The 15855-nt window shown below is 55.1% G+C and carries 14 protein-coding genes and 1 tRNA gene; 13 read left to right on the forward strand and 2 right to left on the reverse strand.

The window, feature by feature from the left end; translation table 11 throughout:
- Positions 1-3 precede the first annotated feature (3 nt).
- The 5 genes from ACXAF0_RS16765 (at position 4) to ACXAF0_RS16785 (ending at position 4929) form a co-directional block, all read left to right on the forward strand.
- Positions 4-528 carry an acyloxyacyl hydrolase gene (locus ACXAF0_RS16765; protein ID WP_475346977.1) on the forward strand — a complete coding sequence of 175 codons (525 nt, stop codon included), beginning with the start codon at positions 4-6 and terminating at the stop codon, positions 526-528.
- A gap of 159 nt (positions 529-687) precedes the next feature.
- Positions 688-764, forward strand: a tRNA-Arg gene (locus ACXAF0_RS16770).
- Between the two features lie 431 nt (positions 765-1195).
- Positions 1196-2071 carry a homogentisate 1,2-dioxygenase gene (locus ACXAF0_RS16775; protein ID WP_475347194.1) on the forward strand — a complete coding sequence of 292 codons (876 nt, stop codon included), beginning with the start codon at positions 1196-1198 and terminating at the stop codon, positions 2069-2071.
- Between the two features lie 351 nt (positions 2072-2422).
- Positions 2423-3481, forward strand: a complete 1059-nt coding sequence (locus ACXAF0_RS16780; protein ID WP_475346978.1) for a hypothetical protein — start codon at positions 2423-2425, stop codon at positions 3479-3481.
- Complete coding sequence (locus tag ACXAF0_RS16785; RefSeq protein WP_475346979.1) at positions 3478-4929, forward strand: hypothetical protein; 1452 nt, start codon at positions 3478-3480, stop codon at positions 4927-4929. Before ACXAF0_RS16780 ends, ACXAF0_RS16785 begins: the two co-directional genes overlap by 4 nt.
- A 5-nt stretch (positions 4930-4934) precedes the next feature.
- Here ACXAF0_RS16785 and gcvA read toward each other — a convergent pair whose 3' ends face one another.
- Complete coding sequence (gene gcvA / locus ACXAF0_RS16790; RefSeq protein WP_475346980.1) at positions 4935-5861, reverse strand: transcriptional regulator GcvA; 927 nt, start codon at positions 5859-5861, stop codon at positions 4935-4937.
- 200 nt (positions 5862-6061) lie between these two features.
- Between gcvA and ACXAF0_RS16795 the strand changes: the two genes are divergently transcribed.
- The 8 genes from ACXAF0_RS16795 to ACXAF0_RS16830 all read left to right on the forward strand — a co-directional run bounded on the left by ACXAF0_RS16795 (position 6062) and on the right by ACXAF0_RS16830 (position 14788).
- Positions 6062-7252, forward strand: coding sequence for an acyl-CoA dehydrogenase (locus tag ACXAF0_RS16795; RefSeq protein ID WP_475346981.1), 1191 nt, complete (start codon positions 6062-6064; stop codon positions 7250-7252).
- 106 nt (positions 7253-7358) lie between these two features.
- On the forward strand, positions 7359-8582 hold the full coding sequence (locus tag ACXAF0_RS16800; protein ID WP_475346982.1) for a CaiB/BaiF CoA transferase family protein: 1224 nt from the start codon (positions 7359-7361) through the stop codon (positions 8580-8582).
- A gap of 251 nt (positions 8583-8833) precedes the next feature.
- Complete coding sequence (locus tag ACXAF0_RS16805) at positions 8834-9928, forward strand: ABC transporter ATP-binding protein (protein ID WP_475346983.1); 1095 nt, start codon at positions 8834-8836, stop codon at positions 9926-9928.
- 2 nt (positions 9929-9930) lie between these two features.
- Positions 9931-10821 (forward strand): ABC transporter permease, encoded by an 891-nt coding sequence (locus ACXAF0_RS16810; protein ID WP_475346984.1) that lies wholly within the window; start codon positions 9931-9933, stop codon positions 10819-10821.
- Positions 10818-11612, forward strand: coding sequence for an ABC transporter permease (locus ACXAF0_RS16815; protein ID WP_475346985.1), 795 nt, complete (start codon positions 10818-10820; stop codon positions 11610-11612). The genes ACXAF0_RS16810 and ACXAF0_RS16815 overlap by 4 nt, the downstream gene beginning before the upstream one ends.
- Before the next feature lie 93 nt (positions 11613-11705).
- Positions 11706-12746 (forward strand): extracellular solute-binding protein, encoded by a 1041-nt coding sequence (locus ACXAF0_RS16820; protein WP_475346986.1) that lies wholly within the window; start codon positions 11706-11708, stop codon positions 12744-12746.
- Positions 12747-12858: 112 nt separating this feature from the next.
- Positions 12859-13791, forward strand: coding sequence for a nitrilase-related carbon-nitrogen hydrolase (locus tag ACXAF0_RS16825; protein WP_475346987.1), 933 nt, complete (start codon positions 12859-12861; stop codon positions 13789-13791).
- A 103-nt stretch (positions 13792-13894) separates the two neighbouring features.
- Complete coding sequence (locus tag ACXAF0_RS16830; RefSeq protein ID WP_475346988.1) at positions 13895-14788, forward strand: ketopantoate reductase family protein; 894 nt, start codon at positions 13895-13897, stop codon at positions 14786-14788.
- An 8-nt stretch (positions 14789-14796) separates the two neighbouring features.
- On the opposite strand, the gene ACXAF0_RS16835 is transcribed toward ACXAF0_RS16830, so the two are convergent.
- The gene (locus ACXAF0_RS16835) at positions 14797-15747 is read right to left on the reverse strand and encodes a DMT family transporter (RefSeq protein ID WP_475346989.1); all 951 of its coding nucleotides are present in this window, start codon (positions 15745-15747) and stop codon (positions 14797-14799) included.
- Positions 15748-15855 lie beyond the last annotated feature (108 nt).

Raw genomic sequence — 15855 nt, forward strand, 5'->3', positions numbered from 1 at the left:
TTAATGAAGTTGGTATTGGGGAAGCTGCTCGCAGTTTGCGTTCTGTTTGCTTTCGGAAGCACGGCGCATGCGCAGCAAATTCTTGGTAATGATAATGCCTCCGGGCTGCTTGAATTTTCGACTGGTATGGTCGACATCACTCAGGATGAAGAAGCAGCTGAGTTTCGTCTGAACTACCGTGCCCAGCACGCAATGTTTGATGTCACCCGTCCGATTGGTGGTGTGATGGTGACCTCCGAGGGTGCCGTTCACGGCTATGGTGGTCTTGCTGTTGACGTTCTGTGGGGCGATCATTTCGTGTCCAGCGTCTATACGTCTGTCGGTGCATACCATCAGGGCAATGGTGAAGACCTTGGTCACTGGATCGAATTCCGTTCCGGTCTTGAGCTTGGCTTCCGCTTTGACAGCCACGAACGTCTGAGCCTTGGTATCTCGCACATCTCGAACGCCAGCATCGGCGACGAGAACCCAGGTACGGAAATTCTGTCTCTGACCTATTCCTTCCCGATTGACCGCCTGTTCGACTAAGGCGATCATTGACAAAGATTTTAATCGGCCGAGAGTGATTGCATCCTCGGCTGATTTGCGTTTGGGGCCCGGTTTGGTCCGGAAAGGTGGGAATATCCGTGTCCTCGCGGATTGATCGCCATCGGATTTGCTGCTAATGGAATGCTGCCGAACGGCACTGCGCCCGTAGCTCAGCAGGATAGAGCACCAGATTCCTAATCTGGGGGCCACAGGTTCGAATCCTGTCGGGCGCACCATCTCTCTTTCTTCTTCAGTGCGATCAAAGCTTTCTGATAACGCATTTGTCCTGCGTTGCCGATGATCCGTCTTGCTTGAAAAACAAGTGCATCTTTCTCATATCGCTAGAAAGGGGAGGTGCACTTTAATGATGGATGCAGCCCCCCATAAAACGATCTGGGAGGATAAAATGACGAGCTGGATCAGGCTTCCGAACAGTGAAGGTCAATGCGTTTCGCGTCCGGACGGGCAAGGGGACCAAAAAACCTATCAGCGCGAAGTCGGACGCGCGGGTTTTCAGGGGCCGGCCGCACAAATTTATCACCGCCACCCGCCAGCAGGTTGGGCAACGTTTGAGGGGCCATTAAGGCCGCGCGCATTCTCCCTTGCGAAGCTGTCATCAGGGCCGGCTTGCCCGCTTCAGGCGCGGCGAATTCTGTACAATGAGCGGATGGAGCTTCGGTATTGGAAAACCGAAAGCAAAATGCATGCACTGGCACGCAATGCTGACGGGGATATCTTGATGTTCGTCCATGAAGGGGCGGGCGAACTGTTTTGCGACTACGGACATCTACCCTATCGGGACGGGGATTATATCCTTTTGCCGCGTGGGACCGCCTGGCGGATAGAGCCATCTGAAATTTCGGAATTCATGATGATGGAGGCCACCTCAGACGCCTTCAAGCTGCCCGAACCGTCATCTGGTGGCGAAGGGGCAATTGATCCCATGCTTTTTACCCTGCCAAAGATCGATGATGCCTTCGTAGCCCAACAGGATGATGCCTTTTGGGAGATCCATATCAAGCGCAGCGGCCAAGTTTCGACCCTGACCTATCCGTTTAATCCACTTGATGCCGTGGGTTGGGAAGGTGATCTTTGTGTCGTGAAACTGAATTGGCGTGATCTGACAAAGCGTCGCGGCAATGGGCATCGCTCGTCGCCGGCCGCCAATTGCACCTTTGTCACTGAGACTTTTGCGGTGAGCACCTTTATCCCGAAGGTTGGTGAAGGTGAGTCCGGTGTTATGCGGGTGCCGTTCTATCATTCCAATGAAGATGCCGATGAGTTCATTTTCTATCATCGCGGCGAGTTCTTCAGCCGTGGAGATATCAAGGCCGGCATGGCGACGTTCCATCCAAGTGGCTTCCCGCATGGACCGCATCCAAGCGCCTATCAGAACAAAATGGTCAAGGCGCCGGTTGAGACTGACGAAGTGGCTGTGATGATCGACAGTCGGGTGTTTTTGAACATCGATGAGTCGATCCCGGGCGGCGCGGAATGGAAGTCTTATGTCAAAACGTGGGAAAAGGCCGAAGAAACGCTATAAGGACTTGATGGGTTTTAGCTAAAAATGGCAGTTTGGCGCCGCGAGTTGTTGGTGGTAATTTCGCCGAAGGTTGTTAATCTAATCGTCAACTTGTCGGGGTGGTTTGAACCGCCCCGTCCGAGTTTGGGTACATTCACAAGACGTTTATTACGTTTTACTTACTAATGCCGGACATTCTGATCTCAAGGGGTACCAGGGTGGCCGCTAGACATCAGCGCCTATACCGGTTAACCAAAGCCAATAATGAATAAGCAGAAGATCGTAAAATCCGTCAGCCACAAGACTCCTGAACCACATGAGGTGCCGGAAGACTCCTTGACGTGCTTGCCTCAAACCTTTGAGGCGCGGGGGGTGAGGACGCCCTTTACCACCAAGACGCTGCGCTATGCCCGCGTGTCGATTGGCAGGGGTGGACGGAAAATGATCATGCTGCCGGGCCTTTCAGGCGGCCTTGGTACCTATGAAATGCCGCTTGATACATTGCGCGAAGTGTTTGATCTGTCAGTTCATGATCGCATGTTGTTTGATCGCGTGCTTGAGCTTGCAGAAATCCGGCCACAAACCGTTCTTGAACACAGCCGTACGGTCGGCGCCACCGGCGTTGGCGGTGTCGAGCTGGCCCGCGTCTGTGCGCGGCGCAACTGGAATGAAAAGGCATCGCGCGAACTTGGCCAGATGGCGGTTCTGCATCAGGCCCTGCGTCAACTTGGCGGGGCTGCCGTCAAGGACATGAAGCAAGAAGAACTGATGACCACTGAGGGGCAGATCCGCGCACGAAAGGCGCTGAACCGCTTCGCATCCGAGCACAAGGTTGCCAATGATACCATCATTGATAGCCTCGGCGAATGGAGCAAGATGATCGCTCCGGTTGGCCTCGATCTGGAAGGCTGTCAGGGGCAGTTGCGTGTTCTGGCAAACGGGCTTAAGAAATTTGCCAAGGATATCGAGGAATGGGCAAATTCCGAGCAATCCGATTTCCGCTTTATGGCCGGACGTATCGTCAGCGCAACGCGCTCCACCAGCGACCACGCGCTCAAGCGCATCGCCGAGGTCGATAGCTGGAACAGTGAGCTTCGCAAGGTTCTGACTGACTGGGATCGCGCCAAGAAGGATATTGGTCAGACCATCGAATATCTTTGGTGGTTGCTAGACGGTTGGCAGGAACTGATTGATGTCTGGGATAAACGATCCCTGACAGATCGCGCCAAACAGCGCGAAACCGTCGAAGAGGTTGCAAGCTTTGCACCGGTTCTGCCGGTATCGGAAATTGCCGTGACCGAGCAGCAGTTCTGGGTTGATGTGCGCGTGAACCAGATGCTTTGGGCGGGTGAATTGCGTAAACTTGGCAGTGGGGAAATTGACGCCGATATGATGGATCGTCTCGAACGCTTCAGGAGACAGTCGGCATGAAGATTGAAGATGCCGGAAAGCTTGGCGCTTCCCAGCTTGGTCAGTTGTTTGAGTCGCTTAGTAGCAGCGAGATTGCCCGTTTCACACGCGCAATCGAAAGCGATCGTGCCGATCCCAAGCTGCCCCTCCCGCACGAAACCGTTTTGCAGATCCTGCGTCCGCGTCTGGCCTCGCTCAAGCCGGAACGTTTTCCGACACCGATGCGTCAGTTCTGCGATCCGTTTGAAGATTTGCTGACCTCTGGCGATCCGAATGAAAAAAGCATCCGGATCAGCCGTTCTTCATTGATGCCGATATGGAATGTCGTGGTCGAATCTGGTGGCCCCGAATTCGAAAAGGCCATGAAGGAAATCGAAAAGGCCGCAATCACGCGTGATACGGCCAAGCTCGCCATTGCAGAACGCACGCTTTGGAAGCTGGGCGCGCGCACGATTGAACAACAGATCGAAGAGTCCGATGTTGGCGTGAAACATGAACGCGCGCTTGCGACCCGGTTGGGGTCGCGCGTGCATATGACGGCCTTTGCGGAAGTTGGTAAAATTCTGACAGTTGGCGAAGAAATCGCCCAATTGCGCGAACGCTTCCCGTCTGCCCCGATCAGGGTGCTTGATAAGAACGACGTGACGTGGCTGCGTGATCTGTTCATGTCGATCTCAAAGGCCAAGCCGGGCTTCGAACCGATGTTTCTGCTTGCGGTTCTTGCGCGTTTGCTGCGGCCAAGTGAGTTGTTCAAGCTGATCCGTGTCTTGTCGACCAAGTCCGATGATCGCACGATCGAGAAAACCAACCTTGCCGAAACCGGTGATCTGATCATTGATCTGCTGGCAGAAACCGTTACCGAAATCGAACAGGGTGTCGTTACCGGCAAGGACGAAGCCCATATCCTGTCGCTTGCGCGTTGGTATGCATCCGAGTTTGTGCGCATTACCCGCGAATTCAAAATCCGCAAGGATGGCCGCTGGGGGGAGAAGCTGCTTGATACCCGCAGGCGTGTGTCGCGTGCGCTGGCCGATACAATGTTTGGTGCAACGCCCGAACGTGTGATTGACGCCTTGCCAAAACTCGAAGCCGCACAGGGCCCGGGGTCGGGCCGTGGCGGGCTTGCCCGTCCGATCTTCTCCCAAGAATTTGATGACGAGAAGGTCCTCGCTGCCGAAAAATCGGCAGAGGCGATTGCCGAAACAGCACGCATTTCCGATGTGTTGGCCGCCCAAAGCTCCGCGGCGAAAGCAGTGGTGGAGCTTAAGAAAAAGCTCAATCAGATTGGCCGTGCGGGTGTGGACAGCATGCGCCGACTGACACCCGAAGAAGTGCCCAACGCCCAGCGCAACCTGTTTGCGACCGTGCGTTTGCTTGAGATCGTTGATGGGCCTGATGATGCTGATGTCTTGCGTCGTCGCGGGATGTCGGCACTGCGCGCGCTTGAGGCTGATCAGAAGGCAAGCTGACCGGTTTAAGCGTGCTTTCCGCTTGTCGCTTTTGACAGGTGTGCCGCCGTATCGAGTTGATCAAGCCAGTTCATGAAGGCACGAATTTTGGGAAGACGCGCCCGACTTTTCGGACAGCAGGCATAATAGTGAAACGGGCTTGCCTTGGGTTGGCCGAACGGGGCGATGATCCGCCCGCTTGCCAATTCATCTTCAATTGCAAAGGTCGGCAACAAAGCCACACCAAGCCCGGCGGCAGCGGCCTGCATTGCCATGGTGAAATGCTCGAATTTTGGGCCGTTTTCACCGTCAATGTCGCTTAAGCCACTGGCCGACAGCCAATCGGCCCAGCCGCGCGGGCGGGTTGCGATATGCAGTAATGGAAAGTTCTGCAAATCCTCGGCCTTTGGTGGGTGATCTAGGCTGGCGACCAGCTCCGGGCTGCAGATTGGCACCATTTCTTCGCCATGCAGAATATGGGCATCGAGTTCCGACCACTGTCCTTCGCCAAACAGAACGGCAATATCGATCTGTTCGCGATCAAAATCGGGCATGCCGATCCGCGAGATGAAGTTGATGGCGATTTCGGGAAATTTACTGCGAAACTCAGGCAGTAATGGAATAAGGCAGCGCGATCCGAATGTCGGCGGGGCGGCAACCGTCAGAACCCCGCTTTCCGATCCACCCGACAAAAGGGTCAGGGTCGCACTTTCAAGCTGATCAAGGGCCGGGCGAATGGATTGCATATAGCTTTCGCCTTCTGGCGTGAGCACAAGCCGTTGCTTTTCACGGGCAAAAAGCTTGCACCCGAGCCAGGTTTCAAGCCCCTGTATCTGTCGGCTGACCGCACTTTGTGTCAGATAAAGTTCCTCGGCGGCGCGCGATGCGCTGCCAAACCGGGCGGTCTGTTCGAAGCAACTAAGCGCTTTCAAGCTGGGAATGCGACGGGCCAAACGGGTATCCTGTTGTCAGGGTGAAAAGCAAGTTTATGATTTTTTTGCATAACCTATATCGCTTTTATCATTTGCAACTTGCGCTGCCAATTCCTAGCTTTATCCCATAAGCAAATAAGCTTTTCAGGGGTAGCGTCATCTCGCCCTTCTATGGCGCTGCCCCTGCTTTCTGCACAAAAATTCATAAAAGGACCAGGCGAATGGCAAGCCGCGCATCGTTTCATTGGGAAGATCCGCTCCTGCTTGAAGAGCTGTTGAGCGAAGACGAACGCATGATCCGCGACGCGGCTCGTGCATATTGTCAGGAAAACCTTCAGACCCGTGTTCTTGAAGCCAATCGTCATGAAATTTTCCATCGTGAAATCATGACCGAGATGGGTGAACTTGGCCTGCTTGGCCCGACCATCCCCGAGGAATATGGCGGACCGGGCGTAAACCACGTTGCTTATGGCCTTGTCGCCCGCGAAGTTGAGCGCGTTGATTCCGGCTATCGTTCGGCCATGTCGGTTCAAAGCTCGCTCGTCATGCATCCGATCTATGCCTATGGCAGCGAAGAACAGCGCAAAAAGTATCTTCCGAAACTGGCAACCGGTGAATGGGTTGGCTGCTTTGGCCTGACCGAGCCGGATCACGGTTCTGATCCGGGTGGCATGAAAACCCGTGCCCGTAAAACCGATGGTGGTTTCAATCTGTCGGGTGCCAAAATGTGGATCACCAACAGCCCGATCGCGGACGTGTTTGTCGTCTGGGCCAAGGATGACGAAGGCGTCATTCGCGGCTTCATCCTTGAAAAGGATATGGAGGGGCTGACCGCACCGAAGATCGAAGGCAAGTTCTCGCTGCGTGCATCGATCACCGGCGAAATCGTCATGGACAATGTCTTTGTGCCCGAAGAAAACATGCTGCCGAATGCCAAGGGCCTTGGCGGTCCGTTCGGTTGCCTGAACAAGGCACGTTACGGCATTGCATGGGGTGCGATGGGTGCTGCTGAATTCTGTTGGCATGCCGCACGTCAGTACACCATGGATCGCAAACAGTTCGGTCGTCCGCTTGCGGCAAACCAGCTGATCCAGTTGAAACTGGCCAACATGCAGACCGAAATCACCCTGGGTCTGCAGGGCGCGCTTCAGCTTGGCCGTCTGCTTGATGAAGGCAAAGGCGCACCGGAAGCGATTTCGCTGATGAAGCGTAACAACTGTGGCAAGGCGCTTGATATTGCCCGTGTTGCCCGTGACATGCATGGTGGTAACGGTATCGCCGACGAATTCCATGTCATCCGTCATGCGATGAACCTTGAAGCGGTCAATACCTATGAAGGTACCCATGATGTTCACGCCCTGATACTGGGCCGTGCGCAGACCGGACTTCAGGCCTTCACCACCGAGGGCTGATCCAAAGATCTCGATCGGGCGACGGCAGAAATGTTGTCGCCCGATTTGATTCCAGCTGCTTTTCTCCCAGCTGCCTTTTTACAAGTCGATATTTCGGGATATTCATATGACTGGTGCACTTTCCGGGCTTCGTGTTCTTGACCTTTCGCGCGTGCTGGCCGGCCCCTGGGCCAGTCAGACCCTTGCTGATATGGGGGCAGAGGTCATCAAGATCGAGCGTCCCGGTGCCGGTGACGATACCCGTGGCTGGGGCCCACCCTTTGCCAAGGACGCCAGTGGTGAAGACACGAGCGAGGCCGCCTATTACCTGACGGCAAACCGTGGCAAAAAGTCGTTGACCATCGATATCACCAAGCCCGAAGGTCAGGAGATTGTCCGCAATCTTGCCGCCGAAAGTGACGTGGTGCTCGAAAACTTCAAGGTCGGTGGCCTCAAGAAATATGGCTTGGATTACGCATCGCTTTCAAAGGTGAGCCCGAAGCTTGTCTATTGCTCCATCACCGGGTTCGGGCAGGACGGCCCCTATAAGGACCGGCCGGGCTATGACTTCATGATCCAGGGCATGGGCGGTCTGATGAGCATCACCGGTGCGCCGGATAGCGCGCCGGGCGGGCAGCCGATGAAGGTTGGCGTTGCGGTCGCCGATATCTTTACCGGGCTGTATGCAACGATTGGCATTCTGGCCGCCTTGCGCCATCGCGATGCGACGGGCGAGGGCCAATATATCGATCTGGCACTTCTCGATGTGCAGACAGCGGTTCTTGCCAATCAGGCGATGAACTATCTTGCGACTGGCAACGCGCCCGGCCGCCTTGGCAATGCACATCCCAATATCGTGCCCTACGAAGCCTTCCCGACGGCGGATGGTTATCTGATCCTTGCTGTTGGCAATGACAGCCAGTTCAAAAGCTTCTGCGCGGTTGCCGGGCTTGATGCCCTGCCGCTTGATGACCGCTATGCCACGAACCGCAAACGCGTTGCCAATCGTGCTGATCTGGTGCCACTGATCCGTCAGGCGATGGTGGCGAAAACCACCGACGAATGGATTGATGCCCTTGAAAAGGCCAATGTGCCGTGCGGGCCGATCAATACCCTCGATCGTGTGTTTGAAAACCCGCAAGTTCAGCATCGCGGGATGGTCAAACAGCTTGATCATCCGACGGCGGGAACCGTTCCGACGGTCGCCAATCCGATCAAGTTTTCCAAAACGCCGATTACCGATGAAAAAGCCCCGCCGATGCTGGGGCAGCACAGCGATGAAATCCTGCGCAAGGTGGCCGATCTCAGTGATGATCAGATTGCCAAGCTACGGGACGCGGGGATCGTTTGATCCGGGCATGAAAGGCCATTCGCAATAACGCTTGGTGATTGTTCTTTTTCACGTAATCATCTCTTTTGGTTGAATGGTGCGCTGCACATTATTTTGTAATGCGTGGTTCTGACGCAATCTGCACCAGTTTGGATGCCCTTTTAACGAGGATATTGCGGAAGTTCTGTAAATAGCGATGCTTTCGCGACCTCCGGATTGCAAGTCTCTGTAGATTTTATATCATTTTACAAAATACAAATTCGGGGAAGTGCATGTCAGAAGTAGTCATTTCAGCGCAGTCTGTTGGTAAAACATTTGGCTCAGGGGCGGATAAAGTCACCGCACTGGACTCGGTGTCGGTTGATATCTTTCAGAACGAGTTTTTCACCATGTTGGGCCCGTCGGGCTGCGGCAAAACGACTTTGCTGCGCCTGATTGGCGGTTTTGAACAGGCAACGTCGGGGCAGATCCTGCTTGAGGGCAAGGAACTGAATGATCTGCCGCCATTCAAGCGCCCGATCAATACGGTGTTCCAGTCCTATGCCCTGTTCCCGCATCTGACGGTCAAACAGAACATCACCTTTGGTCTGGAAATGCAGGGCACAAGCCGCAAACAGGCCGATGGCCGGGCAGAAGAAATGCTCGAACTTGTGCGGTTGGCAGAATATGGCGACCGCGTACCAAGCCAGCTTTCCGGTGGTCAGCAGCAACGCATCGCCTTGGCGCGTGCACTTGCACCGGCGCCAAAGGTCCTGCTGCTTGATGAACCGCTTTCGGCGCTTGATCTGAAATTGCGCAAGGAAATGCAGGTTGAACTCAAACGCCTGCAGACCGAAACCGGGATTACCTTTGTGTTCGTGACCCACGATCAGGAAGAAGCCCTGGCCATGTCGGATCGAATTGCCGTGATGAAGTCTGGTGAAATTCTTCAAATCGGTGCGCCGCGCGAAATTTACGAAGCACCAACCCATCGCTTCGTCGCGGACTTTATCGGCGACAGTAACTTCCTGATTGGTGAACTTGTCGATGGCGGGGCAGGCAAGCGTGCAGTGAAACTTGGCGGTGGTCAGGTGATTGCCCTGACACAAGAGGTTTCTGACCAACGCAGTGGCGAAGTCACGGTTTCGGTGCGTCCGGAACGTCTTGGACTGGCGGCTGCAAATGATGCCGGTGCTGATCAGCTGACCGGCACGGTTGCCACGGTCATCTATTTCGGGACAGATACCACCTATCAGATTGATCTTGGCAATGACGCCATGCTGACGGTTCGGATGCAGAACGGGGCAGGTGCCAAGGCTGACTTCTCTGAGGGGGACCGCGTTGCCATCACCATGTCGCCCGATGCCGTTCGGGTACTGGCGGACTGATCATGGGCAGCATTATACGATCCAAACGATTTTGGTTGGTCGCACCCGCAGTGGTTTATATCGGCTTCTTCATGGCCGTGCCGCTGCTGCAGATGGCCTATGTTTCCATGTTGGAACGCGGTGATTATGGCGGGGTGAACTGGGGGGCATTCTCGATGGATGCCTATATCAGTTTCATCTTTGAACGCGACCTGATGGACAATCTGGTGGTCAATACCGACTACCTGCAGATTTTCGCCCGTTCGTTCGGCCTGTCGGCAATGACGACTGTCTTTGCGCTTTTGCTGGGCTTCCCGACGGCATTCTATATTTCAACTCAGCCACAAAGCCGGCGAAACTTCCTGATCTTTCTGGTGACGATCCCGTTCTGGACCAACATTCTGGTGCGGAACTATGCGTGGATGCTGTTGCTGCGCAATGGTGGCCTGATTGATGGTATGCTGAACTGGATCGGGATCGAGACCGGCGGGCTTGATGTTCTTTATACGCCCTATGCGGTGTCGATTGGTCTGACCTATACCTATCTGCCATTCATGGTTCTGCCGATCTATGCCAGCCTTGAAAAGCTTGATCATCGCCTGGTCGAGGCGGCCTTTGATCTTGGTGCGGACAAGCGCCGCGCCATGGGCCGTGTGATCCTGCCGCTTGCGGCACCAGGGATTGCGGCGGGCAGTATCCTTGTCTTTATTCCGTGTCTTGGTGCTTATGTGACGCCAGAACTTCTCGGCGGTGGCAAGTTCATGATGATTGCCAACCTGATCGGCAGCCAGTTCGGTGCTGCACGTAACTGGCCGCTTGGGGCGGGACTTGGCTTTGTGCTTCTGGCACTCGTCCTGATCTCGATGATGGTCTATTCGTTCAAGTTCAAATCATTGCCGGAGGAAAGCCGATGAAAGTCGATGCTTCCAACCCGCTGTGGCGTTTCCGCGGGATCACCTCAACGGCAATGTTTTTCTTTGCCTATCTCTATCTCCCGATTGTCGTTCTGATCGCGTTGTCGTTTAACGAAAACCGGCTGGCGACGATCTGGACCGGCTTTACCATGGACTGGTATGTCACGGCCCTTTCCAACGATGACATGCTGCGCGCCGCCCAGAATTCCATCGTCGTTGCGATCTCGGCCACGGTTCTTGCCACCATCGCGGCAACTTTGGCTGCGATGGGCATGTCGCGCGGACGGTTCAAGGGGGAGGCCGGCGTGTCTGCCATGCTGGTTCTGCCGCTGCTCGTGCCTGAAATCGTAACCGCGATTGCGACGCTTCTGTTCTTTGTTGCACTGGGCATCAAGCTGGGCCTGCTGACTGTGATCATTGCCCATACGGTCTTTTGCATTCCGTTTGCCTATCTGCCGATCCGCGCACGGCTCGAGGGCATGGACCCCGCATTGGTCGAGGCGGCAAACGATCTTTATGCCAATGAATGGAAAGCGTTTCGGCGTGTGACCCTGCCGTTGCTGTGGCCGGGGATTTTGTCAGGCGCGATGCTGTCTTTCATCATCTCGCTTGATGACTTTGTGATTTCCTATTTCGTTGGCGGGGCCGGGTCCACGACCTTGCCGATCTATATCTTCGGGATGATCCGGATCGGGATCACGCCTGAGGTGAATGCGATCTCTGCAATGATGTTGATTGTCTCAATCGTGTTTGTCAGCATCTCGTTCATGATTGATCGTATTCGCTATTAGTCACTGAAATACCAAACGGGATGGCGGGTTCACCGGACGGGCCTGCCATCCGAATAACAAAATAATGCACCGTCCTTATTTGGGAGTCTCACGATGAAATTACGTTCCGCCCTTCTGGGAGCATCCGCCATTGCCCTGTTGTCGACCGGTTCGGCACAGGCTGATGGCGATCTGTTTTTCTATAACTGGTCGAACTATTTTCCGCCGGACCTGATGGAAAAGTTCGAGGAAGAAACCGGCATCAAGGTGACCCTTGATGTGTATGATTCCAACGAAACCATGCTGGCAAAGCTGCAGGCCGGCGCATCGGGCTATGACATTGCCGTTGCGTCCGACTACATGGTCGACGTGATGATCAAGGAAGGTCTGGCAACCAAGTTTGATGCCAAAAGCCTTGAGAACTTCGGCAACGTTGCCAAGCCGCATGACACCATGAAATACGATCCGGAGCGCGAATACTCCGTGACTTATCTCTGGGGTACCACCGGCTTTACCTATGACGGTGCCGTTGTTGATGGCGAGCTTGAAAACAGCTGGAAAGAATTCTTCGAACCGCGTGAAGAGTTCCGTGGCAAGATCGGCGCGCTGAACGACGAAGTCGAAATGTTCAATGCGGCGTCCTACTATGCGGGCGTTGAAAAATGCACCGAGGACCCGGCCGAAGCGCAGAAGGTTCTTGATGTTCTGTTGAAACAGAAGCCCTACATCGCTGTTTACAGCTCTGAGGGCACCATCGACCGTATGTCGGCCCGCGAAGTTCAGATGCACATGCAGTGGAACGGTGCAGCCCACCGTACCAAGGAAAGCATCCCGGAAGCGGTCTTTGTCTATCCGAAAGAAGGCCTGACCTATTGGGCTGACCACTTTGTCATTCCGGACGGTGCGCCGAACCTCGAAAACGCCAAGACCTTCATCAACTGGATGATGCAACCGGAAAACGCCGCTGCTGCGTCGAACTATGCCGGTTACATGAACTCGATCAAGGGCACTGGCGAATTCATGGATCCGTCGCTGAATTCCGATCCGGCCGTGAATATGCCTGAAGAATACGCTGACCTTCTGATCCCGTCGCAGAACTGCTCGGTCAAGGCGCGTGATCTTCGTAACCGTGTCTGGACCAAACTTAAAAACTAAGTTCGGTTCCGCGTGTCATCTTTGTGATCCGGCTGTCGTCTGATGGCCGGATCATGTTATTTTGCCCACAACTTTTGCGACCACCACCATATTGATTTCAGGAACGCTGATCATGACCTCGCCGGCATCCTTCCCCGAATATGTAACTTTGGCCCTTTGGGCAACCAACCTTGGTCGACCGGTCGCTGATTTGGCCGGATGGGCCGATCATGTTGATGCCAAAATGGCCGAGGCCGCCCAGCAGGGTGCCAAGATTTTTGTTCTGCCGGAATATGCCAGCGAACAATGGTTGGCCTTCAAACCCGAAGGCTTGCAAACCGGTCAGGAAATTGCCTGGATGGCCGATCTTGCGCCCGAGGCGCGCAAATACGCAGCCGACCTTGCCAAGAAGCATGACATGCTTTTGGTTGCTGGCAGCATGCCCTGGCACATTGATCCTGAAAACCCGGCGGCCGGGCAAACCAACAGTGCGATGATCTTCACCCCAGAAGGCGATGCGATCATTCAGGACAAGCTGTCGCTGACCCCGGGGGAGCAGGAACCGGAAAACTGGAACCTTACCCCGGGCAAGGCTTTCAACGTCATCAAATGGCGCGGGTTGAATGTGGCTGTGCTGATCTGTCTTGATATTGAAATGCCGGCCCTGTCCTGTGTTCTTGCGCCGCTTGATATCGATCTGTTGCTGGTGCCATCCATGACCCTGACGCCATCGGGCTATAACCGGGTGTTTGGCTGTGCCAAGGCGCGCGCGGTTGAGCTGATGACGGTGGTTGCAGCCTGCGGGACGACCGGGGCTGCGGTCAATACCACCAACAACCCGACCAACTATTCGGGCTGTTCGATCTTTACACCGTGCGAACCGCAACTGGGTCACACCGGCCGCTTTGCCGAGACGGAGCCGACCTTTGACGATGGCGCCGATGGCGAACTTTTGATTTCCAAGGACGTGCCGGTGGGGCTGATCCGGAACTTGCGCAATGGCGAAGCCGAAGTCTGGCCGGGTGGCTGGACGGCGGGTCATGTGTCGGTCAATAAAATCGGCTAGGCCCCGCATGGGAACATCCTGAAATCTATGCTTGATCTGCATGGCGCTTCAAAGATGATGTTTCCCGTGACAGCGACAGAAATCTAAATCAGGAACAGTCATCATGAAAATTGCGGTAATGGGTGCCGGGGCCGTTGGATGTTATTATGGGGCGATGTTGGCCCGGGCCGGTCATGACGTCACCTTGATCGGGCGCCCCAACCATGTCGAGGCCATGAACCGTGATGGCTTGTTGCTCGATTTCGGATCATCGCAGGAATATGTGACTGTTACGGGTGATACTGATGCGGCCGGTGTCGCGGGCGCAGAAATGATCCTGTTCTGTGTCAAATCCACCGACACGATCGAGGCGGGTGAACAGATCAAACCGTTTATCTCGGCTGACACCATTGTGCTGAGCTTGCAAAACGGCGTGGATAATGCCGAACGTCTTAGTGGTGTTCTGGGCCAGCCGGTTATTCCGGTGGTGGTCTATGTCGCGACCAGCATGGGCGGACCGGGCCATGTCAAACATCATGGGCGCGGTGAACTTGTCATTGGTCCGTCGGCACAAAGCCAGACTGTTGTCGATACATTGGTTCCGGCCAAAATCCCGGTTGAGGTTTCCGAAAATGCCGCTGGTGCCCTGTGGGCCAAGATGATCCTGAATTGTGCCTATAACGCGCTTTCGGCCATTACCCAGCGGCCCTATGGCGAAGTCGTGCAAGGTGTTGGCGTCTGGGGTGTCATGCGCAATGCGGTTGACGAGTGTCTGGTGGTTGCCAAGGGATGCGGTGTGACGGTGCCGGGCGATGTCTGGGGTGCGATTGAAAAAATCGCCGAAACCATGCCCGGTCAGTTTTCCTCAACCGCCCAGGATCTGGCACGCGGCAAATCAAGCGAGATTGATTTTCTGAACGGCTATATCGTGCGCAAAGGTTCTGAACTGGGGATCGCAACCCCGACCAATCTGACCTTGCATGCCCTGACCAAATTGCAGGAAACCAAATCGGCATAATTGTCGGATTACTCTGCCGGGGAGTTCGCGGGTTCAGTCTCACCCTCAGCGTTCTCGGGCGATCGTTTGAATTTGCGGGCGATGGTGGCGACGATCTGGTCGTTAAACATCACGAGCGCGGCGGCGATGACGATGAAGACGCCGCCCATCAAGCTGATCGGGGCGGGCAGGACGCCAAACACGATGATATCGAGGACGATCGCCCAGACCATGGCGGTATATTCAAATGCCGACAGGGTCGATGCCGGGGCACGGGCGAGTGCCTCGGTCATGGCGATATGCGCCAATCCACCCGTGAGACCCGCGCCAATCAGGAAAACAATGTTGTTGTCCGAAAGCGGTGCCCAGCCAAACGGGATGGTCAAAAGACCGCCGATGGAGCAGATCACGGCAAAGTAAAAGGCAATCGTGCCGGATGGTTCGGTTGTCGTCAGTGCCTTGATCTGGACCTTGGCAAAGGCGGTGGTGACCGCAAAGGCGACACCGGCCCCAATCCCGATCAGGGTGTTATGATCAAGCCCCGGGGTCGATAGCGTTGGCCACAGCATCAGGAACACACCAGCAAACCCGCCAACGGTTGCGCCAATCACCAGCCAGCCGGGATTTTCCCGCAGCGTAATGATGGCAACGGGGATCAGAATCAGTGGCGCCAGGAAGCCGAGTGCGGTGGCCAATGCCAGCGGCAGGTAGGCCAGCGACACGAAGGCCAGAAACATCGAAATACAGCCATAGGTGCTGCGTTTTAGGTGCCCGAACGGGCGTTTGGTGCGGAGCGCCCTGGGAAATTGATTGCGCCACATCAGGTAAGCCACAATCGGGATCAGCGCGACACTGCTACGCCAAAAGACGATCTGGCCGGTCGGGGCTTCGAACGAAGCCAGCCGGACAAACAGGTTCATAACCCCGAACAATCCGGTCGCAGCAAGTCGTAACCCAATTCCAGACCAGAAGCTGTTCATCGTGTTTTTCCTGATTGGTGGCTGGCCAAATGACCTGCCTTCAGGGATATCTCAAGTTCAAAATGGGCAATACTGATAAATTCTCATGTCTGACGGCATGATATTTCA

It is taken from the genome of Thalassospira sp. ABD4_177 (assembly GCF_056160125.1).